Origin of the sequence: Curtobacterium sp. ISL-83, from assembly GCF_018613895.1 — a bacterium.
Lineage (GTDB): Bacteria > Actinomycetota > Actinomycetes > Actinomycetales > Microbacteriaceae > Curtobacterium.
Genome location: NZ_JAGGPH010000003.1, coordinates 101596 through 124471 on the forward strand (window position 1 = coordinate 101596; position 22876 = coordinate 124471).

Annotated in this window: 24 protein-coding genes; 13 read left to right on the forward strand and 11 right to left on the reverse strand. The window is 69.3% G+C overall.

Translation table 11 applies throughout. The features are described 5' to 3' along the window. Positions 1-112 precede the first annotated feature (112 nt). Entirely contained in the window at positions 113-2035 is a 1923-nt protein-coding gene (locus J7E22_RS01950; protein WP_214978366.1) for an ABC transporter ATP-binding protein, read from the forward strand. Positions 2036-2058: 23 nt separating this feature from the next. Here the strand turns inward: J7E22_RS01950 and J7E22_RS01955 are convergent, their stop codons facing one another. Next, entirely contained in the window at positions 2059-3027 is a 969-nt protein-coding gene (locus J7E22_RS01955; RefSeq protein ID WP_214978368.1) for an SDR family NAD(P)-dependent oxidoreductase, read from the reverse strand. A 64-nt stretch (positions 3028-3091) separates the two neighbouring features. Here J7E22_RS01955 and J7E22_RS01960 point away from each other — a divergent pair, with 64 nt between their 5' ends. Beyond that, positions 3092-3673 carry a TetR/AcrR family transcriptional regulator gene (locus J7E22_RS01960; RefSeq protein ID WP_214978370.1) on the forward strand — a complete coding sequence of 194 codons (582 nt, stop codon included), beginning with the start codon at positions 3092-3094 and terminating at the stop codon, positions 3671-3673. 19 nt (positions 3674-3692) lie between these two features. On the opposite strand, the gene J7E22_RS01965 is transcribed toward J7E22_RS01960, so the two are convergent. Next, entirely contained in the window at positions 3693-5159 is a 1467-nt protein-coding gene (locus J7E22_RS01965) for an SDR family NAD(P)-dependent oxidoreductase (protein WP_214978372.1), read from the reverse strand. Between the two features lie 74 nt (positions 5160-5233). Here J7E22_RS01965 and J7E22_RS01970 point away from each other — a divergent pair, with 74 nt between their 5' ends. Together J7E22_RS01970 and J7E22_RS01975 are read left to right on the forward strand one after the other, a co-directional pair. After that, positions 5234-5638 carry a VOC family protein gene (locus J7E22_RS01970; protein ID WP_214978373.1) on the forward strand — a complete coding sequence of 135 codons (405 nt, stop codon included), beginning with the start codon at positions 5234-5236 and terminating at the stop codon, positions 5636-5638. After that, a complete protein-coding gene (locus tag J7E22_RS01975) occupies positions 5635-5916 on the forward strand; it encodes a helix-turn-helix domain-containing protein (RefSeq protein WP_214978375.1) in 282 nt (93 codons plus the stop codon). Before J7E22_RS01970 ends, J7E22_RS01975 begins: the two co-directional genes overlap by 4 nt. Positions 5917-5933: 17 nt before the next feature. Here J7E22_RS01975 and J7E22_RS01980 read toward each other — a convergent pair whose 3' ends face one another. Continuing rightward, positions 5934-6167 carry a hypothetical protein gene (locus J7E22_RS01980; RefSeq protein WP_214978377.1) on the reverse strand — a complete coding sequence of 78 codons (234 nt, stop codon included), beginning with the start codon at positions 6165-6167 and terminating at the stop codon, positions 5934-5936. A 459-nt stretch (positions 6168-6626) separates the two neighbouring features. Here J7E22_RS01980 and J7E22_RS01985 point away from each other — a divergent pair, with 459 nt between their 5' ends. After that, positions 6627-7109 carry a GNAT family N-acetyltransferase gene (locus J7E22_RS01985; RefSeq protein ID WP_308159107.1) on the forward strand — a complete coding sequence of 161 codons (483 nt, stop codon included), beginning with the start codon at positions 6627-6629 and terminating at the stop codon, positions 7107-7109. A gap of 36 nt (positions 7110-7145) precedes the next feature. Here J7E22_RS01985 and J7E22_RS01990 read toward each other — a convergent pair whose 3' ends face one another. Continuing rightward, positions 7146-7772 carry a TetR/AcrR family transcriptional regulator gene (locus J7E22_RS01990; protein WP_214978379.1) on the reverse strand — a complete coding sequence of 209 codons (627 nt, stop codon included), beginning with the start codon at positions 7770-7772 and terminating at the stop codon, positions 7146-7148. Between the two features lie 176 nt (positions 7773-7948). Between J7E22_RS01990 and J7E22_RS01995 the strand changes: the two genes are divergently transcribed. Next, positions 7949-9184: an MFS transporter gene (locus J7E22_RS01995; protein WP_214978381.1), complete on the forward strand. Its 1236-nt coding sequence runs from the start codon at positions 7949-7951 to the stop codon at positions 9182-9184. Positions 9185-9251: 67 nt separating this feature from the next. Here the strand turns inward: J7E22_RS01995 and J7E22_RS02000 are convergent, their stop codons facing one another. Then, the gene (locus J7E22_RS02000; RefSeq protein WP_308159108.1) at positions 9252-9905 is read right to left on the reverse strand and encodes a class I SAM-dependent methyltransferase; all 654 of its coding nucleotides are present in this window, start codon (positions 9903-9905) and stop codon (positions 9252-9254) included. Positions 9906-9985: 80 nt separating this feature from the next. On the opposite strand from J7E22_RS02000, the gene J7E22_RS02005 reads away from it, so the two are divergent. Next, complete coding sequence (locus tag J7E22_RS02005) at positions 9986-10465, forward strand: GNAT family N-acetyltransferase (protein ID WP_214978383.1); 480 nt, start codon at positions 9986-9988, stop codon at positions 10463-10465. 4 nt (positions 10466-10469) lie between these two features. Here the strand turns inward: J7E22_RS02005 and J7E22_RS02010 are convergent, their stop codons facing one another. From J7E22_RS02010 to J7E22_RS02025, 4 genes are all read right to left on the reverse strand, one after another. Further along, the gene (locus J7E22_RS02010; RefSeq protein ID WP_214978385.1) at positions 10470-11558 is read right to left on the reverse strand and encodes a low specificity L-threonine aldolase; all 1089 of its coding nucleotides are present in this window, start codon (positions 11556-11558) and stop codon (positions 10470-10472) included. Continuing rightward, entirely contained in the window at positions 11555-12238 is a 684-nt protein-coding gene (locus tag J7E22_RS02015) for an SDR family NAD(P)-dependent oxidoreductase (RefSeq protein ID WP_308159109.1), read from the reverse strand. The genes J7E22_RS02010 and J7E22_RS02015 overlap by 4 nt, the downstream gene beginning before the upstream one ends. Continuing rightward, entirely contained in the window at positions 12235-13701 is a 1467-nt protein-coding gene (locus J7E22_RS02020) for a DUF6421 family protein (RefSeq protein ID WP_214978387.1), read from the reverse strand. Before J7E22_RS02020 ends, J7E22_RS02015 begins: the two co-directional genes overlap by 4 nt. A gap of 212 nt (positions 13702-13913) precedes the next feature. After that, positions 13914-15155, reverse strand: coding sequence for an NAD(P)/FAD-dependent oxidoreductase (locus tag J7E22_RS02025; protein WP_214978388.1), 1242 nt, complete (start codon positions 15153-15155; stop codon positions 13914-13916). Positions 15156-15243: 88 nt separating this feature from the next. Here J7E22_RS02025 and J7E22_RS02030 point away from each other — a divergent pair, with 88 nt between their 5' ends. The 5 genes from J7E22_RS02030 (at position 15244) to J7E22_RS02050 (ending at position 19863) form a co-directional block, all read left to right on the forward strand. After that, on the forward strand, positions 15244-15813 hold the full coding sequence (locus tag J7E22_RS02030; RefSeq protein WP_214978390.1) for a TetR/AcrR family transcriptional regulator: 570 nt from the start codon (positions 15244-15246) through the stop codon (positions 15811-15813). 74 nt (positions 15814-15887) lie between these two features. Next, complete coding sequence (locus tag J7E22_RS02035; RefSeq protein ID WP_214978392.1) at positions 15888-16700, forward strand: helix-turn-helix domain-containing protein; 813 nt, start codon at positions 15888-15890, stop codon at positions 16698-16700. A 71-nt stretch (positions 16701-16771) separates the two neighbouring features. Next, positions 16772-17560 (forward strand): SDR family NAD(P)-dependent oxidoreductase, encoded by a 789-nt coding sequence (locus tag J7E22_RS02040; protein ID WP_214978394.1) that lies wholly within the window; start codon positions 16772-16774, stop codon positions 17558-17560. Positions 17561-17605: 45 nt separating this feature from the next. Beyond that, positions 17606-18433 carry an alpha/beta hydrolase gene (locus tag J7E22_RS02045; RefSeq protein ID WP_214978396.1) on the forward strand — a complete coding sequence of 276 codons (828 nt, stop codon included), beginning with the start codon at positions 17606-17608 and terminating at the stop codon, positions 18431-18433. A 20-nt stretch (positions 18434-18453) separates the two neighbouring features. Continuing rightward, a complete protein-coding gene (locus J7E22_RS02050) occupies positions 18454-19863 on the forward strand; it encodes an MFS transporter (protein WP_214978398.1) in 1410 nt (469 codons plus the stop codon). 151 nt (positions 19864-20014) lie between these two features. On the opposite strand, the gene J7E22_RS02055 is transcribed toward J7E22_RS02050, so the two are convergent. Continuing rightward, a complete protein-coding gene (locus tag J7E22_RS02055) occupies positions 20015-20893 on the reverse strand; it encodes a helix-turn-helix transcriptional regulator (RefSeq protein ID WP_214978400.1) in 879 nt (292 codons plus the stop codon). Positions 20894-21102: 209 nt separating this feature from the next. Here J7E22_RS02055 and J7E22_RS02060 point away from each other — a divergent pair, with 209 nt between their 5' ends. Next, on the forward strand, positions 21103-22515 hold the full coding sequence (locus J7E22_RS02060) for an MFS transporter (RefSeq protein WP_214978753.1): 1413 nt from the start codon (positions 21103-21105) through the stop codon (positions 22513-22515). A gap of 90 nt (positions 22516-22605) precedes the next feature. Here J7E22_RS02060 and J7E22_RS02065 read toward each other — a convergent pair whose 3' ends face one another. Beyond that, positions 22606-22824: a hypothetical protein gene (locus J7E22_RS02065; protein ID WP_214978403.1), complete on the reverse strand. Its 219-nt coding sequence runs from the start codon at positions 22822-22824 to the stop codon at positions 22606-22608. Positions 22825-22876: the final 52 nt, after the last annotated feature.

Here is a 22876-nt window from a genome sequence, read left to right on the forward strand (position 1 = left end):
AGCGCGAACCGCCGCACGGTGCGTGGCGGTCGAGCCGTATCCTGACTCCCTGCTCGCCGACGCCGGGGAGGACACCGAGATCCCGGGCCAGCCGCCCACGGAAGGAACCGCAATGAGCATGGAAGGCGCGGCCTGGAGCTCGCTGTACAAGATCTCGACCGCCAGGGACGACAAGCACGGCTTCTCCCGTGCGTCCCTGCGACGGATCATGACGTTCGCCGTGCCGTACCGGTCCAAGCTGCTGGTCTTCATCGCCCTCTCGGTCGTGGGTGCGTTCCTGGCGGTCGCGACGCCGGTGCTCGCCGGCCAGGTGGTCGACGTCATCGCCGCCCGGGGTGCGGCCAGCACGATCGTCCGGCTCGCCATCGTCATCGCACTCGTGGCCGTGGGGGACGCCGCCGTGTCACTCGCGACGCGCTGGTACTCGGCGCGGATCGGCGAAGGTGTGATCCTCGACCTCCGCACCGCTGTCTTCAACCACGTGCAGAAGATGCCGATCGCGTTCTTCACCCGCACACGGACGGGCGCCCTGGTCAGCCGCCTCAACAACGACGTCATCGGTGCGCAGCAGGCGTTCAGCGGCACGCTGTCCGGCGTGGTCACGAACCTCGTGGCGCTGATCCTCACCCTTGCGGTCATGCTCAGCACGTCCTGGCTCGTGACGGTCCTCGCCGTGGTCATGCTCCCGATCTTCCTGGTGCCCGCCCGCCGCATGGGCAGCCGCCTCGCCGCGCTGCGCCGCGAGGCCGCGGACCACAACGCCGCGATGAGCACGCAGATGACCGAGCGGTTCTCGGCCCCCGGCGCCACCCTCGTCAAGCTGTTCGGCCGGCCCGACGAGGAAGCCGAGGAGTTCCGCGTCCGCGCCGCCCGGGTCCGCGACATCGGCGTCCGGAGCGCGCTGCTGCAGTTCGTCTTCGTCACCGCACTCACCCTGGTCTCCGCGCTCGCCCTCGCGCTCGTGTACGGGCTCGGCGGTTCCCTCGCGCTCGGCGGCGCGCTGAACACCGGTGACGTCGTCACCCTGGCGCTCCTCCTCACCCGCCTCTACGCGCCGCTCACGAGCCTCGCGAACGCGCGGGTGGAGATCATGAGCGCCGTGGTCAGCTTCGAGCGAGTCTTCGAGGTCCTGGACCTCGAACCGCTGATCCAGGAGAAGCCCGACGCCGTCACGGTGCCCGACGGCCCGGTCGCCGTGGAGTTCGACGACGTCCGCTTCGCCTACCCGTCGGCGGACAAGGTGTCCCTCGCCTCGCTGGAAGAAGTGTCCACGCTGGACACCCGTGGCGGCGAGGAGGTCCTGCACGGCATCTCCTTCCGGATCGAGCCGGGGCAGACCGTCGCCCTCGTCGGCACCTCCGGTGCCGGCAAGTCCACGATCGCGCAGCTCCTGTCGCGCCTCTACGACGTCGACAGCGGCGCCGTCCGCCTGGCTGGCGCCGACGTCCGTGACGTCACCTTCGCCTCCATGCGGCACAGCCTGGGCATGGTGACACAGGACGGTCACCTGTTCCACGAGACCATCGCCTCCAACCTGCGCCTCGCGCGGCCGGAGGCAACCGACGATGAGGTCTGGGACGCGGTCCGCCGCGCGCGGCTCGAGCCGCTCATCCGGTCCCTGCCGGACCAGCTCGACACCATGGTGGGGGAGCGTGGCTACCGGCTGTCCGGGGGTGAGCGCCAGCGGATGACCATCGCGAGGCTCCTGCTCGCGCAGCCACGCGTCGTCATCCTCGACGAGGCGACGGCGGCGCTGGACTCCACGTCCGAGGCCGCCGTGCAGGCGGCGCTCAGCGAGGCGCTCGCGGGACGGACGGCGATGGTGATCGCGCACCGCCTCTCCACCATCCGCAGCGCCGACATGATCCTGGTGGTCGAGGACGGGTCGATCGTCGAGCGCGGCACGCACGAGGAGCTGCTGGCCGTCGGTGGGCGGTACGAGGAGTTGCACCGGACGCAGTTCGCGGTGCAGCAGGACGTCGCGGCGGACGAGGAGACGCTGAGCGGCGCCGAGTCCTCCGCCGGTTTCCAGTAGCCGATCGCCAGGTCCTGTCGAAGTCATGGTCGAACGAGGTCGCCGGACACGTCCCAAAGCCGTTCTGCTGCGTCGGGGTCGAGCGCCCACGCCTTGACGCCGTGGGGGTGATCGGCGAGCGAAGCGTCGTCGGGGACCGTGTAGGCCTCTTGCGCGTCGTCCAGGTAGTGCCCGCCGGTATGGGCGAACTCCGGACGGACCGCCGCGACGACAGTGGTCGCGGCGCCCTGCCCGACGGTCTTGTAGGAGAAGAGTCCGGCGGCTTCGGCGGCGTCCAGCGAAGCCTTCTGCCTCGGCGTGAAGTCCCGTTGGAGTCCGGTCACCACGCCGCCGGGGTTGACCGCGTTCGCGACGATCCCGTCCGACTCCCACCGGCGGGTCGCTTCGACCGTGAAGAGCGAGTTCGCCGTCTTCGCCTGCGCGTACGCGAGTTGTGGATCGTAGGGGCGGTGGTCGAAGTGCAGGTCGTCGAAGTGAACTCCGTCGCGCATGTGTGCGGTGGAACTCAGCGACACGATGCGAGCGCCGCCGTGCTGTGCAGCGCCAGATGCGAGAGCACGATGCAGGCCCACGGAGAGCGCGAAGTGCCCGAGGTGGTTGGTCGCGAACTGCAGCTCCCACGCTTCGGTTGTCCGCTGGAGGCCTCCGGTGACGATTCCGGCGTTGTTGACGAGCAGATCGAGTGGTCCGTCCCATCGCTCCACGAACCGGGACACCGAGGCCTGGTCGGCGAGGTCGAGCGTCGCGACGTGGAGTTGTCCTCGCAACCCGGATGCCGCGAACTCGTTCGCTGCGCTGCGGCCAGCCGCTTCGTTCCGGACAGCCATCGTCACCTCAGCTCCGGCAGCGGCCAGCGCCCGTGCGGTCTCCCTGCCGAGCCCGGAGGACGCTCCGGTGACAATGACCCGGAGCCCGTCGAGGACGACATCGCGGAGCACGTCGTCAGCGGTGCTTGCGGGGGTGAAGGGCGTGACGATCAGGGAAGCAGACATGCGTCTGACTATACGCACTTGTCACAGTCTGTATAGTGCGTTTCCTCACTGGTAGAGTGTGGGCATGCCTGAACGCGTTTCGTCGGCCGAAACCGGGGTTGCCCGACGAGACGCCGTCCTCGACTCCGCCATTCAGGTGTTCGTCCGGTTCGGGTACCGCAAGACCTCCATGGACGACGTCGCACGGGCGGCGGGCCTGTCACGTCAGGGCTTGTACTTCCTGTTCGACTCGAAGCCCGTGCTGTTCCGCGAGGCCGTGGAGCGAGCACTCGAGCGCGACCTCGTCGTCATCGCCGAGGTGCTCGAGGACGGGCGTCCACTCCAGGTCCGGCTCCTCGCTGCGTTCGAGCGCTGGGCTGGCTCCTTCATCGGACCACTGACTGAGCAGACGATGGGCACGCGCGATTTCGATCCCGCGCTGCTGGGCCCCGTGCTCGACACCGCTCCGCGGCGGTTCCGGGACCTCATCACCAGGGCGATCACAGACGAGCACCCAACGGACGCCGCCGACCGCGCGAGCACACTGATCAGTGCTTCGATCGGTGTCAAGCACCAGACCTCATCGCGCGAGCTGTACGCCCAGTCGATCGAGATCGCGATCGACCTCATCGTCGGTCCGCGCCGAGCTCGAGGAGCCGCTCAGTGAGGGACGTACTCCGCGACGATCACCACGAGCTCGGCGCGTAGTCCTTCAGGAAGACCCCGAACACGTCCTCGCCCGCCTCCCCGCGAACGATCGGGTCGTAGACCCGGGCTGCCCCGTCCACGAGATCGAGCGGCGCGTGGAACCCCTCCTCCGCCAGCCGGACCTTCGTCGGGTGCGGTCGTTCGTCGGTGATCCACCCGGTGTCGACGCTGGTCATCAGGATGCGATCGGTCTCGAACATCTCCTGCGCGCTCGTGCGCGTGAGCATGTTCACCGCGGCCTTCGCCATGTTCGTGTGCGGATGGCCCGGCCCCTTGTAGGCACGGCCGAACACGCCCTCCATCGCGCTGACGTTGACGACGTAGGTGCGACGCGCCTCGCTCGCCGCCATGGCGGGGCGGAGCTTGGAGATCAGGATGAACGGCGCCGTCGTGTTCGCGAGCTGGACCTCGAGCATCTCGAGCGGGTCCACCTCGTTGACGTGCTGGGTCCACGAGTTCTCGTCGTGGAGGTCCGGGATGAGACCGCCGGCATCGATCGCGGTCCCCATCGCGTGCCGTTCGAGCGAGCTCGACCCCGGAGCCATCGCCTGCTCCGTGAGCTGGTCCGCACGGGCTGCGGCGGCTGCGAGGATCGGGTGGGCGGTCACCGAACGCGCGAGCGCCTGCGGGTGCTGGTCGTTGGTGTGCCCGAAGGTGACCAACTCGGGGAGCGGTCCGTCGGGGAGCGGCGCGAGCTCCGCGTCGACGAGGGGCTGGTACGCCCCGGGGGAGCGGCGCACGGTCTGCGTCGCGTTGTTGATCAGGATGTCGAGGGGCCCGGCCGCCGCCACGTCCTCGGCCAGCCCGATCACCTGTGCGGGGTCGCGCAGGTCGATGCCGACGACCTTCAGTCGCGACATCCAGTCGGCGGAATCCGGGAGGCTCGTGAAGCGTCGGACTGCATCTCGCGGGAAGCGTGTGGTGATGGTGGTGTGCGCACCGTCGCGCAGCAAGCGCAGTGCGATGTACATGCCGATCTTCGCTCGACCGCCGGTGAGCAGCGCCCGCTTGCCGGTCAGGTCGGTGCGGGCGTCACGCTTCGCGTGACTCATCGCAGCGCAGGAGGGGCAGAGCTGGTGGTAGAACGCGTCGACGACCGTGTACTGCTGCTTGCACATGTAGCAGGGGCGCGACTTCAGGAGGGTGCCCGCGGTGGACGCCGCCGTCGAGCTGGTGATCAGCACGCCGCGGGTCTCGTCGTCGATCCGGTCCGCGGCACCCGTGGCGGTCGCGGCGATCACACGGCGATCTGCGTCGGCGATGACCGCTCGCTTCTCGAGCCGGTGGGCGCGCTTCACTGCCTTGAACATCTTCGCCGTCGCCTGCCGCACGCGGATGAAGTCCGGATGCGTCTCGTCGATCGCGGTCAGCTGCTCGAGGACCCGGAGCGTCGTGTCCAGGTCCGCGGGGGCGATACCGGTGGGGTCGGGGAGCTCGGAGGTCACACGGGATTCTACGCCGGGCGTCCGATCCGCGAGTGCCCCTTGACCGGTCACTTGTGTTTTGCAAGTATCTGCCCATGAGCCTCTTCATCAGCTGTCCGGTCGAGAGCGTCGAGCGCACGACCGCCTTCTACACCGCCCTCGGGTGGGCGCTCAACGCCGAGATGTCCGACCACAACGTGTCGTGCTTCGCGATCGCCCCGGACCAGTACGTGATGCTCACCAGCCGTGAGGCGTACGCCGCCGTCGGGGGTGTCGAGGAACTCATCGGCGGACCCGACACCCCGTCGAAGGTGACGGTCTCGTTCGACCTCAGCAGCCGCGAAGCCGTCGACGAGCTCGTCGAGCGCGCCGGCGCCGCTGGCGGTCGGGTCGGCGACACCGACGACTACCCCTTCATGTACCAGCGGCAGTTCGACGACCCGGACGGCTACCACTACTCGCCGTTCTGGATGAAGCCGGACGTCGACGCGACCGCGTGAGCGACCTCGCTGCGGCACTCGGCGTCGTCGGGCCGCGGTGGGCGCTGCTCATCGTGGAGCGCCTGCTCGACGGTCCCCAGCGCTACGGCGACCTGCACCGCGACCTCGGCGTGCCGACGAACATCCTCGCGACCCGCCTCCGCGAGCTCGAGACGGCTGGCGTGCTGACCCGATTGCCCCTCCGGCACAACACCCGGGCCTACGCGTTGACCGAGCGCGGGCAGGCCCTGCGCGACGCGATCCTCGCGCTCGGACGGTGGGGTGCCGCTGCGGAGTAGCCCGCGGACGGCACAGATCAGTGAGAGTCGATCATGCCTCCTCCGACGAAGGTGGAGTGCACCGTGTCGTCGGTGAGGTTGCAGGTGTACATGGCCCACGGGTCGGTGTGACCGTCCGTGAACTGCTTGATGGGGTAGACGAGCATGTAGGTCCCGCGAACAGTCCTCCCGACCGGGTGCTCGGTGAACTGCAACACGACGTTCGCGTCATCAGCGCCGATGTTGCACTCGTCGTAGATGTGCTGGGCCAACGGTGAGACGGTCGGTGTGGCCGCTGCCGGCGCCGGCGGTGTTGCCCGCGTCGGCGTCGGTGCCTGTGCCGGTGCCGGTGCCGGTGGTGCTGTCGGTGTGGGGGAGGCCGTCGCGGGCGTCGAGCGCGGCGTGGCGCTCGCTGTCGGACGCGGTGCGGGCGGCGATGACTGAGCGGTGGGTGCTGCTGCAGCGCACCCGGCGAGGGCAGCCATGACGGCGCACGCTGCTGCCGTCGTGAGGGCGAAGCGGGGAAGGGTGTTCATGAGCGGCGACTCCTTGCGTCGGTTGCGGGGTGCTCCTGATGAGGAGTGTCGGGAGTTGCCGTGTCCTGACAGATCACCGCTGGCGGGTGCGCACGCCGTGATCGGTCACGGGTACTCCTGACCGGGCCTGCCGGCCTGCGTGCCGTGCCTCCAGATCTGATGCCGGCGTCGTCCGAGCCCCAGTAGCTTGGGAGGGTGTCCCTCACCGTTCGCGCCGCGCAGGTCGCTGATGCGGCCGGAATAGCTGCCGTCCACGTCCAGGCGTGGCGTGAGGCGTACGCGCACCTGATGCCTGCGGACTTCCTCGCGTCGCTCGACGAGCAACGGCGAGCGTCCGGATGGCGGCAGATCCTCGCTGATGGGATCACGGACGTGTTCGTCGCGATCGACGGGACGACGACCATCGGGTGGGCTTCAGCCGGACCGGGACGGGACCACGACGCCGCTCGTGCTCGCGAACTCGAAGGCATCTACGTCCTCGCTTCCGCGTACGGCACGGGAGCCGGGCAGCGGTTGCTCGACGCTGCGGTGGGAAACACGGGGGCGTACTTGTGGATGGCCGACGACAATCCCCGGGCGGAAGCCTTCTACCGTCGCAACGGGTTCGAACGTGACGGCGCCGTCAAACAGGAGTCCTTCGGGCCTGTCAGCCTTCCCGTCGTCCGCCTGAGCCGCTGACCCTGCGGGCAGGCGGCCCGCGCCGACTGTCGGGCGTCAGGTCCACTCGCCGGCCGGCACCTCCAGGGCTGCTCGCCCGTGCTCGGTGAGCGGGATGGCGGCCAACGCCGTCAGGCCCACCGTCGTCAGCTTCGTCCGAGCGACACCGGATCCGCCGAGGATCGCCATCCCCTCGATCAGGGCGACGAAGTAGGCACCGAGGGCTTCCGCGTCGGCGTCCGCCTGGATCTCGCCCGCCTCTTGCCCGTCGCGGATGCAGGCCTGGTAGTGCCCTTGCATGTCGTCGAAGGTCTTCAGGACCGATGCGGCGACGTCGGGGTCGCTGCTCGAGAGCTCCATCGCGGCCTTCGCGAAGAGCGATGGCTGCTCGCGAGCCGATCCGTAGGTGACCGCGACCTTCAGTAGCTGGGTGCGGATCCGGACGAGGGGGCTGTCCCCGTGGTGGAGCGCCTCGAGCGCAGCGACCGCGTCTGCCGTGTCGCTGAGCAGGACTCGCATGAACAGCTCCTTCTTGCCACCGAACGCGTTGTACAGGCTCTGTCGCCCGAGCCCCGTCGCTGCGACGAGATCGTCGATCGAGGTGCCGGCGTACCCGGTCCTCGAGAAGGCCTGGTTGGCCGACGCGATGACCTCGTCTTCGTTGAACGCGCGTGGCCTCGGCATGCGGACTCCTGTTCGCGGTGAGCGCACCGCATCGGTTGTTGACTGATTGGTCCAGAACGGCGTACAGTTCTTGACTGATCAATCATAAACCGTGTTCGGCTGCGGCGCAGTCCCCGTGCGATCGCGCACGGCGGACGCCGTCCGCAGGGACACCACTTCGAAGGAGCCGACGAACCATGACTGCACACCCTCGATCAGACGGCTGGCCGATCCCGCAACGGCGGGCGTGGACGGCCATCGCCGCGATCTCGTTCGGATCGCTGGCCCTCGTGATCTCGGAACTGCTCCCGGTGGGCATGCTCTCCGACATCGCTGGCGGACTGCGGGTCTCGGAGGGCACTGTGGGCCTGACCGTCTCGATGCCGGCGCTCGTCGCGGCGGTGTCCGCCCTCGTGCTGAACGCCACGACCGGGCGCCTCGACCGCCGACACCTGCTCCTCACGTTCGGCGTCCTGTTCCTCGCCGCCAACGCGCTGTCGGCGCTCGCTCCGAACTTCGCCGTGCTCTTGATCGCACGTGGCCTGCTCGGCGTGGCGATCGGCGGGTTCTGGTCACAAGCGGGAGGCCTCGCCACCCGGATCACACACCAGCGCGTCGTCGGGCGTGCGACCGCCTACATCTTCAGCGGGATCTCGGTCGGCAGTGTGATCGGTGTCCCGGCCACCCAGTTCCTCGCGACGGTCGTCGACTGGCGAGCGGTGTTCTGGTTCGCCACCGCGTTCGCTGCCATCGTCGTCGCCGCGCAGGTCGTCGCGTTGCCGGCGATCCCCGGGCCCGGGAAGGCCTCGCTCGCAGCGCTTCCCCGGCTCGTGTCCCGCGGACCGGTGATCATGCTCGTCCTCGGGACGGTGTTCGCCATGGTGGGGCAGTACGCGGCGTACACGTTCATCGAGCCGTACTACTCCGGGACGTTGCGCACGCCTCAGGCGCTGATGAGCACGATCCTCGTGCTCTACGGCCTCGGCGGCATCGTGGGCAACTTCGTCGGCGGCGCACTCGCGTCGCGGGCCACTCGCCTGGCGACCATCGTCGTCCCCGCCGCCCTGGCCGTGGTCCTCGCGGCGACGCAACTGCTCACGGCCGCGCCGGTCGGACCGGTCGTGGTCACCGTCCTGTGGGGCTTGGTGGCCGGCGCCGCTCCCGTGACCCTGCAGAACTGGGCGTTCCGAGCTGCACCGGACGCCCCGGACGGCGTCTCCGCGATCCTCGCGTCGTTCCTCCAGGCCGCCATCGCGGTCGGGGCGGCCGTCGGAGGCGCGATCGTGAACGCCGGTGGGGTGTCAGCGGCCATGTGGTCGGGTGCCGCCCTGGTGCTGGTCGCAGCCGTGATCGGGGCCTTCGCGCGGTTCGCGCCGACGCCTGCGACGGTCACGGCCGACGTGGCACCGAAGGTCGACGAGCTCGCTCGCTGACCCGTGGGCAGCGGCGCGGCGCCTCGACCCCGCCACGTCGTTGCCCTTCCGTCGCGGAGGGCAGCGGTCACGTCGCGCGGTTCGGGGATGGGCGACCACTCGGCGGGGCGCTCGGTCCGGTACGGAGGCGGGCGACGACCGCGGCATGGGGCCGGGGCTTCGGCTGGGACCCGGTCCGCGTGTGCGTCTCCACGGCATCGAAACCGGCCCTGTCCAGCTCGGCGTGCATCTCGTCGAGCGACCACCGGTAGGCGGTGGTCACGGCGTGGTCGAATGCCTCGGTGTCCGGACCGACGAAGAAGCCCACCAGCAGCTCGCCGCCCGGTCGGAGCACCCGGGCGAACTCGTGCAGCGGAACACGGAGGTCGCCAGGCTCGTGGTGGATGAGGGAGTACCACGCCAGGATTCCCCCGACGCTGCCGGGTGCGGCATCGATGTCCTCGAGGTTCCCCAACTCGAACCGTGCAGCGGGGTGGTGCCGGCGGGCGGAGTCGATGAACTCCGGCACACGGTCGATTCCTCGGACGTCCAGTCCGCTCGCCGTGAGGTGCGCGGTCCAGTGACCGGGTCCGCACCCCGCGTCGAGCAGAGTGCCCTCGACGCGCTCGGCCCAGCCCGTCACGAGGTGCACATCCGACGGGTGGACACTCGCCATGGAGCTGAGGCGTGCGATGTACTCACCAGCGCGCCGCGAGTACGCGTCCTGCACCTCGTTCGTCACGAGGAGCACCTTACGGCGGTCGCCGTCCTGTGAGCGCCGGGTCAGGGACGCGATCCGGGCCTTCCCGTACGCTCCGTCTCGTGCCCGCGATCCAGACCCTCGCTCCGGGGACGCCCCTCGCCGACCGGATCGTCCGCGAGTACTTGTCCGACGTTGCGTCGCGCTGGTACGGACGGTCAGCGAGCCCCGAGGAGGTCGACCAGGCGCTCCGTGACGAACCGTACGACGATCTGAAAGGCAGCACCGGGGTGTTCCTCGCCGCGATGGAAGACGGACTCCCGATCGGTTGCACCGGGATCCGCTTCCTCGACGGCGTGGCGGAACTCACGAAGGTCTTCACGGTCCCGAGCCATCGGGGTCGTGGCGTCGGTACACGCATGCTCCGTGCTGCCGAAGGGGTGTGCCGAGCACGGGCGATCCACACCGTCCGGCTCGACACGCGCGCCGAGCTCCCGGAAGCCTGCGCCCTCTACGAGCGGAACGGCTTCGAGCGGATCGACGCCTTCAACGACGACCCGTACTCGGACCGCTGGTACAGCAAGCGGCTCTTCGTTCGGTGACCGACTACTGGGTGACCCCGAGCTCGGCGTCGATCTCCGACGCGAGCGCCGCCACGAAGTCGTCGATGTCCTGCTCCGAGGTGTCGAACGAGCACATCCAGCGCACCTCGTTGCGGCTGGCGTCCCAGTCGTAGAAGCGGAAGTGCTTCCGGAGGCGGTCGGCGACACCGGCGGGCAGGGTCGCGAAGACGCCGTTCGCCTGGGTCTCCTGGCTGAACCCGACGCCACGGATCGTGCCGTCCGCGACGCCAGCCTCGAGCGCGCTCCGGAGGCGAGCTGCCATCGCGTTCGCGTGGCCGGCGGAGCGCAGGTACAGGTCGTCGGTGAGCAGCGCGATGAGCTGTGCCGAGACGAACCGCATCTTCGACGAGAGCTGCATGTTGAGCTTGCGGAGGTAGTGCAGACCCTCCGACGCGTCCGGGTTCAGGACCACGATCGCCTCGCCGTAGAGCATCCCGTTCTTGGTGCCGCCGAAGCTCAGCACGTCGACGCCGGCATCGGTGGTGAACTCGCGCAGCGGCACACCGAGCGACGCGGCGGCGTTCGAGATGCGCGCGCCGTCCATGTGCAGCTTCATGCCGAGCGGGTGGACGTGGTCCGCGATCGCCCGGATCTCGTCGACCGTGTACGCGGTCCCGAGCTCGGTGGTCTGCGTGATCGACACGGCCAGCGGCTGCGGACGGTGCTCGTCGCCCCAGCCCCAGGCTTCGCGGTCGATGAGCTCCGGCGTCAGCTTGCCGTCCGGCGTCTCGACCGTCAGCAGCTTGATGCCGGCGACGCGCTCCGGAGCGCCGGCCTCGTCGGTGTGGATGTGGGCGGTCGAGGTGCAGACTACGGCTCCCCAGCGCGGCAGCATCGACTGCAGCCCGACGACGTTCGCGCCGGTGCCGTTGAACACCGGGAACACCTGCGCCTGCTCGCCGAAGTGCTCGCGGAAGACCTCGTGGACGCGTGCCGTGTAGACGTCCTCGCCGTAGGCGATCTGGTGGCCGTTGTTCGCGGCCGCGATCGCGTCGAGGATCTCGGGGTGCACCCCGGCGTAGTTGTCGGAGGCGAAGCCCCGCAGGTCCAGGTCGTGGAGTTGGAGGGTCACTGCTTCATCCTAGGTTCGGAGGGTTCGAGCGGGATCCGGGCGCCGTTCACCGCGGCCGGCTCGGTGTCCCAGAGGCGGACGACCTCGTCACCGAGGCGCGCTTCGAGGCCCGCGAGCGTCTGCACGACGAAGATCGCGGCGGCCGCCTGCGGAGCGGACTTCCGGAACCCCTGGGCGATCGCCCGGACCCAGGCGTCGGCCGCGGCCTTCGCGGCTGCGTAGTTCGCACCTCCGGCCGGGGGGGAGGCGACGGCGGTGGACGACACGATCGCGAGTCGGCCGGCGGGGGAGGCGACGAGGTCGTCGAAGAACTCCCGCGTGGTGTTCCGTAGCGTGCGGAAGGCGCGGTCGAAGAAGTCCCAGTCCTCGTCCGACTGTCCCGCCAGGCCCCCGCCCCCGCGCCAGCCGCCCACCAGGTGCACCAGTCCGTCGACGCGGCCCGACTCCTGGCGGATCTGCGCTGCCAGGGCGGCGACCGCATCGCGGTCGGAGAGGTCGCACGTGCGTGTGGTGACGCCCGGGACCGACGCGCGGAGTGCCTCCAGTGCGTCTGCCCTGGTGCCCACTGCGATCACCGCCGCTCCGGCCGCCGTCAGGGCTCGCGCGACGGCCTCGCCGCTGGCGCTGGTCGCACCAGCGACCAGCACCAGTCGGCCCACGAGTGGTCCGTTCGCGGTCACGCGGCCACGCCGGCCGGTTCGGCCATGCCACTCAGGCCGGTGATGCCGGCCGTCGACTCGATGACCTTCGCCATCTTCTTGTTGAGCGCCTCGTAGAACATCGACAGCGGGAACTCGTCGTCCAGCACCGCATCGGTGTAGCCCTTCGGCGGCCCGGCGAGCGTCTCCCCAGGCAGACCACGCGCCCAACTGGAGGCTGGGTGCGGCGTGAGCGTCCGGCTCACCATCTCGTAGGCGGCCAGCCAGTGCGCGGCCTTCGGCCGGTCGATGGAGCGCCAGTAGAGGTCGTTGATCGCATCGCTCAGCGCGATGACGACGTCCGGCACCTCGTCCCAGTCGATCGTGAGCTGCGTGTCGGTCCAGTGCAGGACACCGTGCTGGTGCATCCACGCGAACAGCAGCTGGCCGCCGAGCCCGTCGTAGTTCCGAACGCGGCTGCCGGTGATCGCGAAGCGGAAGATGCGGTCGAAGATCACCGCGTACTGCACGAGTCGCGCGTGGTCGCGGATCGACCGCTGCGCCTCCGACAGCTCGGGATCGGGCATCGCCGACAGTGTGCGTTCCAGGCGCACCGACTCGCGGAACGCGGTGAGGTCGCACCGCAGCTCCTCGAGCGAGTACAGGAAGTACGGCATCCGCTGCTTGATCATGAACGGGTCGAACGGCAGGTCACCGCGCATGTGCGAGCGGTCGTGGATGATGTCCCACATCACGAAGACCCGCTCGGTGAGCTGTTGGTCGTCGAGCATCGCGGCCGCGTCGTCCGGGAGCTCGAGCTTCGTGATCTCCGCGGCTGCGCGGACGACCCGGCGGTACCTGGCTGCTTCGCGGTCCTGGAAGATCGCGCCCCACGTGAACGACGGGATCTCGCGCATCGCCACCGTCTCGGGGAACAGCACCGCCGAGTTCGTGTCGTAGCCGGGCGTGAAGTCGACGAACCGCAGCGCGACGAACAGCTTGTTGCCGTAGTCGCCAGCCTCGAGCGCAGCGATGAACTCCGGCCAGATGACCTCGACGAGGACGGCCTCGACCAGGCGGTCGGAGCTGCCGTTCTGCGTGTACATCGGGAAGACGACCAGGTGCCCGAGCCCGTCGACGCGGTGCTGCTGCGGCTGGAACTCGTTCAGCGAGTCGAGGAAGTCCGGCACCCCGAACCCCTCCGCTGCCCATCGCTCGAAGTCGCGCTGCACGGCGTCGAGGAACGCCGCATCGTGCGGGAAGAACGGCGCGAGTTCGGCGATCGCGGGGACGATCGTGGCGACGTGTTCCCCCGCGGCCGGGTGGTCGGACGCATCCGGGACGGAGCCGTCCTGTGTCTGCAGCGGCCGCAGCGCGACGACGGCCTGCTTCAGGCGGAGCCATGCGGGGTGCTGGGCGACCTCGCGCACCGAGCGGACGTCCTCGACGACCTCGGGTTCTCCGACGATGGCGTCCTGCGTGAACTTCTGGACGAACTGAGACATGTCGAACCTCCCGTCATTGGGCCGGCGGCGGAAGCCGCGGAAGGGATCGGGCGTGGAAGCCAGATCCTTCTAGGAGCCTAATGAAATGCCGCAGACGCATTCTTGCCCGTCACGGCGTATTCCTGCGTCGTGGTTCGGAGCGCGCAATGAACCGTGGGGTTCGCGCAATGGTTCCACCGTGGCCGTCGATCCGCCTCCGCGGGTGGTCGAGATCACTGCTGCTCGCGCGCGCGGTACGCCGCGGCGTCCTCCCGCCAGCGCTGTGCTTCCACATCGAAGTCCGGGATCGCGTCGATGTCCGGGCCGCCGACAGCGTAGTGCTCGACGATCGCGGCATTGGCGGCTTGTCCGATCCGGGCGCCCCGGGACACCATCCGCGCCTCGTACTCGTGCACCGCATCTCCGAGGGGTGTTCCTTCGTCGACTGCGGAGAGAACGGCCCGGGCGAGCTCCGCACCGTCGAGGAGTGCGAGGTTGACGCCGTTGCCTCCGAAGGGTGACATCACGTGTGCGGCGTCGCCGAGGAGTGTGATGCCGTCTCGGTGTTGCCATTCGGTCGGTGTCGGGAGGGCGAAGATCGGCCGGTTCGGCAGCGTGCCCTCGCTCTCGTCGATGATGCGGAGGAGGGTGGGGGAGAAGTCTGCGAAGCGTTCGCGGAGCGCCTGACGGACGCGATCCGTGTCGGTCGTCTGCGTTCCGTTCGCGTCCACCACCCCGCCGCGGCCGTCGGCGATCCCGAGGCCGGCGGATGCGAGCCAGTCGAGCTCGGCGCGCATCGAGATGTACCCGCGGACGACGTCGCCGCTGTTGCGCTGAAGCACGAGCGTTCGGCCGTCACCGTTCGCCCACATGTGTCCGTCGCCGACGAGCGCCGCGATCTCGGGGTGCTGTTCGGACACGCGTGTGAACAGCGCGTCGACGAACGTGACGCCGGTGTACGCCGGGACGGCATCCGTGAGTGCGGCCCGGACGCGGGACCATGCTCCGTCCGCGCCGATGACGAGGTCGGCCGAGTCGGTCGCGCCGTCCTCGAAGGTGATGACGCCGGCTTCGACCGCGGCGACCCGGGCGCCCCAGCGGATCGTGCCCGGGAGGAGGGACTCGGCCAGCATCCGTCGCAGCTGGGCGCGGTCGATCTCCGGCGCCGCCGTCTCCCCGGCGTCGGGGGCCTGCTCGGCCAGGACGGTGCCCGCAGGGTCGAGCAGGCGATGCGCCTGTCCCTCGGGTCGAGCCAGTGCCGCGAACTCCCGCGTCAACCGCGCGTCCTCGATCGCGATCTGTCCGCTGTCCGCGTGCAGGTCGAGCGTCCCGCCCTGGTCGCGGGCGTCGAGTGAGGCATCGGCGTCGTACACCGTCACGGACAGGCCGCCGAGTTGGAGGACGCGGGCGGCGAGCAGGCCGCCGGGGCCTGCTCCGACGACGGCGATCGTTGGGTTGGTTCTGAAGTGGGTCATGAGTGGCTCCGATCTGTACTTACCGAACGATCGTTCGGTAAACGAGACTCTACTTACCGAACGATCGTTCGGCAAGTAGAGTCGTCGCATGGCCGACACGACCTCGCGGAGGAGCGGAAACGAGACGAGGGCGGAGATCCTCCGCACAGCCCTCGAGCAGTTCACGGAGCGCGGGTACGAGGGCACCTCGATCCGGGACCTCGCCGAGGCCCTCGGCATCACGAAATCGTCGTTGTACTACCACTTCGCCAACAAGGAAGCGATCGTCCGGGCTCTCCTCGACGGTCGACGGAACGAGATCGACGAGCTGATCGCGTGGGTCGACGAGCAGGAACCCGGCTCGGATCTCCTGCGACGGGCCGCGCTGCGGTGGGTCGAGTCCACTGGCCGCGAACGCGTGCAGGGCATGCGGTTCGCCCACGCCAACCGGCCGATCATGCAGAAACTGGCCGCCGAAGGGGACGACCGTCGGTCGTGGTTCGATGCCGTCGTCGACCGAGTGCTGCCACACGGGACATCGCGAGCTGAGCGGCTCCGCGCGCAGATGGCCTTCGACACCGTGAGCGCTGCCCTCTTCGCTGCCCAGGGAACTGCCGCATCGGACGACGACGTGCTCGAAGCTGCTCGGGAAGCCACCATCAGGTTGACAGCGCAGTAGAGGTCCCTGCTCGGACCGGTGTTCCGGACGTCACAGGGGTGGACCGCTGACACGGGGTGTCGTAGACATGCCCCATGGGGAATCCGAACGGGCTCGGCGAGTACCTCCGCATCCGCCGCGGCCTGGTCCGTCCCGGGGACGTCGGCATCCCCGTCGGGCAGGAAGTCCGGCGCGTCCAGGGGCTGCGTCGAGAGGAGGTCGCGATCCTCGCGGGCATCAGCACCGAGTACTACCTCCGGCTCGAGCAGGGGCGTGAGACGCATCCGTCCGACCAGGTACTCCGCGCGCTCGCCCGGGCGCTGCAGCTCGACGGGCCGTCGACCGCGTACCTGTGGGACCTCGTCCACGCCGCCGAGCTGGTCCCGGTGCGAGCCGGGGGTGCGGCCGACGGCGACGTGCAGACGCTCATCGACTCGTGGACGGGCACCGCGGCGGTGGTGCACAACCGGTACCTGGACGTCCTCGCGACCAACGCCCTGGCCCGGGAGCTCAGCCCCAACTACCGGGTCGGTGTGAACAACCTCGTCTCGCTCCTCACCGACCCCGCCGACCGGGCCTTCCACGAGGACTGGGAGGGGCTGAGCGCTCGGTCCACCGCACTACTGCGCTCGATGATCGGTCACCGGGCGGGCGACGCGCGCCTCGCCGCACTGGTGGCCGAGCTCTCCGCCGCGAGCACGTCCTTCCGCGAAGCGTGGGAGCGGAACGACGTCACCTCCTCGACGGCGGGGGTGCACGTGCTCCGCCATCCGAGGGCAGGGCGACTCGTGCTCCGCTTCGTCCGGTTGCCCGTCCCCGACACGGACGGGCACACGATCTGGACCTACCATGCCGAGCCGGGCACCCCGAGTGCCGCGGCGCTGTCGAGCCTCCTCCCGGCGAGCTGACCCGGCCGACGCCCCTCGGTGGTAGTGGCGGGGCCAGGCTGCGGTCTCCACCACAGCGCTACGTTCGCGCCATGGAACTCAACCTGAGCGGCAAGGTCGCCGTCGTCACCGGCGCGAGCAAGGGGATCGGACTCGCTGTCACGAGAGCGCTCGTGGACGAAGGCGTCCGCGTCGTCGCGGGGGCACGCACCATCACGGACGAACTCGTCGCGCTCGCCGACTCCGGCCAGGTGCTGGCCGTCTCCGTCGACCTCTCGGAGGCAAGAGGACCTGCTGCACTCGTCGGTCACTGTGAGCGGTTCGGCGGACTCGACATCCTCGTCAACAACGTGGGCGCGGTCACTCCGCGCACCGCCGGCTTCCTCGCCGTCACCGACGAGGACTGGTCCCGGACGCTCGGGCTCACGCTCATGGCGATGGTGCGGACCACCCGCGCTGCGGTGCCGTTCCTGCTCGAGCGCGGTGCGGGGAACGTCGTGACGATCGCCTCCGTCAACGCCTACCTGCCGGACCCCGGGGTCGTGGACTACGCCGCCACGAAGGCGGCCGTGTGGAACCTGTCCAAGTCGTTGTCCAAGGAGTACGGACCGCAGGGACTCCGGTTCAACACGATCAGCCCAGGGCCGGTGTCGACGCCGCTGTGGCTCGGCAAGGGCGGTGTCGCCGAGACCATCGCTGCTGCGACCGGGGTGTCGCCCGAGGAGGTGCGCGAGCAGGCCGTCGCGGGAGGTCCCTCCACCGGCCGGTTCACCGAACCGGAGGAGGTCGCCGACCTCGTCCTCCTCCTCGCCAGCGCGCGGGCGGGCAACGTCACCGGCGCGGACTTCCTCATCGACGGCGGACTCACCAAGGAACTCTGACCGTTCGGACCCGGACGGAACTCGAACCCACCAGCAGGAGCACTCATGCCCAAGACACCCGTCGTCTTCATCCACGGCCTCTGGATCCACGCCACAGCGTGGCAACCGTGGATCGACCTGTTCGCCGAACACGGGTACGAAGCGAGCGCGCCGGGGTGGCCAGGCGACTCCGACACGGTCGAGGCCACCCGAGCGGATGCCGATCGGCTCAACGACGTCGGCATCGAAGCGATCTGTCGCCACTACGCGGACCACATCGAGACGCTCACCGCCAAGCCGATCGTCGTCGGACACTCCTTCGGCGGCCTCATCGCCCAAGAGCTCCTCGCGAACGGGTTCGCAACCGCTGCGGTCGCGATCGACCCAGCCCCGATCAAGGGAGTCAAGAGCCTGCCGTTCTCGCAGCTCCGCTCTGGCCTGCCGGTGCTCGGGAACCCGGCGAACAAGCACCGGACGGTGTCCTTGACGGCGAGTCAGTTCCGGTACGGATTCGGGAACGCCATCAGCGAGGCTGAGTCTGACGCCCTCCACGCGGCGTGGACGATCCCCGGCCCGGGACGCCCCTTGTTCGAGGACGCGACCGCGAACTTCGTCCGGAACTCGCCGGCGACGGTCGACACCCACTCCGCCGTGCGCGGGCCGCTCCTCCTCATGTCCGGCACCGAGGACCACACCGTCCCGAAGTCCGTGACCCAGGCTGTCCACCGTCTGTACGCCGACAACCAGGAGTCCGTGACCGAGTACCGGGAGTTCGAGGGACGCGGGCACTCCCTCACGATCGACTCCGGCTGGCGCGAGGTCGCGGACGCGACCCTCGAGTGGTTGGCATCGAAGGACCTCCACAGCGCGCCGACAGCCGTCGACGCGAGCTGACCCCTGGGAGGAGCGCGTCAATGCCCAGCCGACGGACGGCGCTCGCCGTGGCCATCCTCGCGTCGTTCATCGCCTTCCTGGACGGCTCGATCGTCAACGTCGCACTGCCGGCCATCGCCGCCGAACTGGGCGGCGAGGTCGGGACCCAGCAGTGGGTGCTCGACGGGTACCTCCTCACGCTCGGTTCCCTCATCCTGCTGACCGGCTCCCTGGCCGACTCCCTGGGCCGGGTCGCCGTCCTCCGTATCGGGTTGTGCGTGTTCGGCCTGGCATCCGTGGCGTGCGCGCTCGCGCCCAGCGCCGGACTGCTCATCGGTGCCCGCGCGGTCCAGGGCGTCGGAGCGGCGTTGCTCGTCCCGACGTCGCTGGCGCTGATCACAGCGGCGTTCCCCGGCGACGAGCGGGGAAAGGCGATCGGTGCGTGGACCGCGTGGACGAGCACCGCGTTCGTCGTCGGGCCGCTCCTGGGCGGAGGCCTCGTCGACACCGTCGGATGGCGTGCGGTGTTCGCGATCAACGTGGTGCCGATCGTCGTGGCCCTCGTCCTCCTCCGTGGTGCCCGCGACGCGACCGGCGGACGAACGCGGAGGATCGACGTGCCGGGGGCTGCGCTTGTCGCCGTCGGACTCTCCGGCTCGGTCTTCGCTCTCATCGAGCAGGGCGGGTCGGGGTGGCTGCAGCCACTCGTGATCGTGCCGCTCTGCGTGGGCATCGTCAGTCTCGGAGCGTTCCTGTGGTGGGAGCGCCGTGCGCCGGCGCCCTTGTTGCCGCTCGGGCTCTTCCGGGACCGGGACTTCCGGTACGGGAACCTGGTGACCGCGGTGATCTACGCCGGGATCTCGCTCGGGCTGCTCGTGCTGGTGTTGTACCTGCAGGAAACTGCGCACTACCCGGCGACCCTCGCGGGCCTCGCAACGCTGCCGGTCGCGGTCGTCTCGCTGTTCCTCTCGCGCCGGATCGGTGCCGCCGCCGGCCGTCACGGCTCTCGCTGGTTCGTCGCAGCGGGCTGCACCATCGCCGCCGGCGGCTTCCTCCTCATGCTCGGTGCGCGGCCTCCCGTGCAGTTCTGGTGGCAGCTGCTGCCGGGGCTGCTCGTGTACGGCATCGGATTGGCCACCACCGTCTCACCGCTGACGACTGCGGTGCTCTCCGCGGTGCCCGTGGAGCGAGCGGGTGTCGCGTCTGCCGTCAACAACGCGGTCGCTCGGATCGCAGGGCTCCTCGCGATCGCGTTCCTCAGCACCGTCACCGGTCCTGTCGTGGACACGGCCGGCCTCCACCGGGCCCTCGTGGTGACCGCCGGGCTGTTCCTCGTCGGCGCCGTCATCGCCGCCGTCGGGTTCAGTCACCGAGTCCCGCGTGCCGACATCCCGGCGGCTGCCGTCGCGAACTGCAACGACCGCGGTGTCGTCGGCAGCATCCGCTCCTGAACAGCGCACACGACGTGCCCGATCAGCCGACCATCGTGTGCGTCGGGTTGAGACCGGCGCACACCGCGATGCAGATGTACGCCGCCACCACCGCGTCGACGACGCGCAACGCCCGCTCCCTCCAGCGAACCCCGAAGGCACCGGTGATCGCCTACTGGACGCTGATGCGTGGCGTCCGGGTTTCTCCGCTCCGGGCCAGGAGGTCGAGCGCGCTGGCCGCAGCTGTTCCCGGACGCGCGGTGTACATCAGCATCCGGTGCCCGGAGTCGTCCGGCGGCGTCAGCACTTCGAAGTCCAGGTCGAATCCACCGACTTCCGGGTGCTGGAACGACTTCGACCCGGACACGCAGTTCTTCACCGGGTGCTTCGCCCACAGGTTCCCGAACTCCGGGCTCTTGACCGTCAGCTCGCCGACGAGCGCAGTCAGCTCGGCGTCCTCCGGACTCTTCCCGCCGAGGACCCGGAGTGATGACACCGCACGGACTGCTTCCTCCTGCCACCGCGTGTAGAGCTCGCGGGTGTGCGCGTCGAGGAACAGCAGGCGGGTCATGTTCGGCCGGTCAGCGATGCGCTCCGGGCTGTCGAAGTCGAGGTGACCGGCGACGAGACGATGTCCGAGAGCATTCCATCCGAGGACTTCGCTGCGCTTGCCGATGATCACCGCAGGTGTCCCCGCGAGCGATGTGATGAGCCGGATCGTCCCTGCGCGTGCGTGGTCGGGCTTCGACGCCGTCTTCCGCTTCGGTGTCGAATGCTCGGGGCGCGCGAGGTTGAAGAGGTGCGCGCGTTCGTCTGCATTCAAGTTCAGTGCGCGGGCGATTGAGGCGATCACCGCCTCGGAAGCGTTCGTGCTCAGCCCCTGTTCGAGCCGTGAGTAGTAGGTCGGGCTGACGCCGGCGAGCATCGCCAACTCCTCGCGTCGAAGCCCCGGTACCCGACGCACACCGTAACCCTGCAGCCCGACGTCTTCGGGCTGCAGGGCGGCGCGACGGACGCGAAGGAAGTTCCCCAGTTCGCTCGGACCGTTCATCCACTCATTGTGGGGCGCCTAGACCGTCCTGTCCTGTCACTGGCAGTGACAGGCGCGGCGGGGTGTGGCTGTTCCTTCGTCGCGTCGCAACAGTTGCTGCAGGCGATCACCGCCGCGAATCCGATCCGCCCGCGAACGAAGGAAGGGTCACCGTGACCACGGAACAAGCAGCACAGCAGACGACGCCCGCACCGCCGACCGAACCGGTCATGACCGCGAAGCAGCGCGTCGCACTGGTCGTCCTCCTCACCGCGAGCTTCACCCTCGCCGTCGACTTCTCGATCCTGAACGTCGCTCTGCCGACCATCGGGGCCGATGTCGGGTTCGCGCTCGAGAACCTGCAGTGGATCGCAACCGCATTCGCGCTCTGCGCTGCAGGGTTCACGCTCCTGATGGGACGGGTCGCAGACATCGTCGGCCGGCGCCGCATGTTCCTGATCGGCATGGTGCTGCTCGGAGCCGGGTCCCTCGCTGGTGGTCTCGCCACCACCCCGACGCTCCTGCTCGTCGCCCGTGTCGCACAGGGGTTCGCGACAGCCATCGTCGTCCCCGCGGCGCTCGCCCTCCTGCTGAGCGCCTTCCCGGAAGGCAAAGCGCGCGACAAAGCGCTCGGGCTCAACGGCTCGCTGATGGCTGCCGGGTTCACCACCGGTGCGATCCTCGGTGGACTACTCACTGACCTGCTGTCATGGCGGTGGGCGTTCCTGATCAACGTCCCCGTCGCCATCGGTGTGCTCGTTGTGGCACCGATGGTCCTCAAGCACAGTCGCGCCGCCCAGCGGACGCGCCTCGACGTTCCGGGAGCCATCACGGTGACGCTTGGCCTCCTCGCGTTGGTCTTCGGTCTCACGACCGCCGCTGAAACCTCGTGGACCGATGCCGTCGTCCTGAGCTCCTTCGCGGTCGCCGTCGCGCTCTTCGTGGCATTCGCATTCATCGAACGACGTGCCGCGTTCCCACTCGTCCCACTGAGCATCCTCCGACGCTCAAGCGTCTCCTGGGGCAACCTCGCCGGAATGCTCGCGTTCGTGACAGAGACGTCCCTGGTGTTCCTGCTCACGCTCTACCTGCAGAAGGTCCTCGTTTACACCCCGCTCCAAGCAGGGCTCTCGTTCGCGGTGCTCGGCATCGGCACTGTCATCGGCGGTCTCGTCGGCCCCCGCGTGATCGGACGCTTCGGGAACAAGGCCGCCATCGTCGGCGGGTTCCTCGTGCAGGGAGCGGCGACGCTTCCGCTGGTCCTCATCGGCGCTGCCGCGTCGTCCATCTGGTTGGTCCTCGTTGCGACGTTCATCGGGGGAGTGGCGAACCTGGTCGTCATCGTCGGCTTCATGGTCACCGCGACGTCAGGACTCCCCGACGATGAGCAGGGTCTCGCGACCGGGCTCACGACCATGAGTCAGCAAATCGGCATCACGATGGGCACACCGATCATGAGCGCGGTCTTCACCGCGGTCACGTTGGCGAGCACCGCTCCGAAAGGCGAAGCGGTCCTCGCCGGTGTCACGACTGCCATCTGGGTCAACGGTGGGATCTGCATCGCCGCCGCTGTCACCGTGGTGTTCCTCCTGCAACGCCGGGAAACGGATCGAGGAAAAGGCCGGGCACGCCCGGCATGCTGACCTGCTCTGTGTGGATCAATCGATGGTCGAACTGGACAGGTGGCCGTCTCGGACCGCGTCAGGAAACGGCCGAGCCCTCCCACACGTCCGTCATCGGCGACCGTGAGTGAGCACGATCGCTGCCTGCACAGCCCAGGTCAGGAGTCCGGCGAACCCGAGCAGGACGCCCGACAGGAAGACGACACCCGCGCCGATGTTCGGATCGCCCGCGGCCGTGTTCGCGTTCGACGACCCTCCGAGCGCGGTGAGGACGAACCCGCAGGCAAGCAGGATGGTGCTGGTCAGCGATGTGCTGGAGCGAGGGCGCATTCTGCAAAATTAGCCGAGGAGAAGCGGTACATCGCTTTCGCAGCAGCAATCT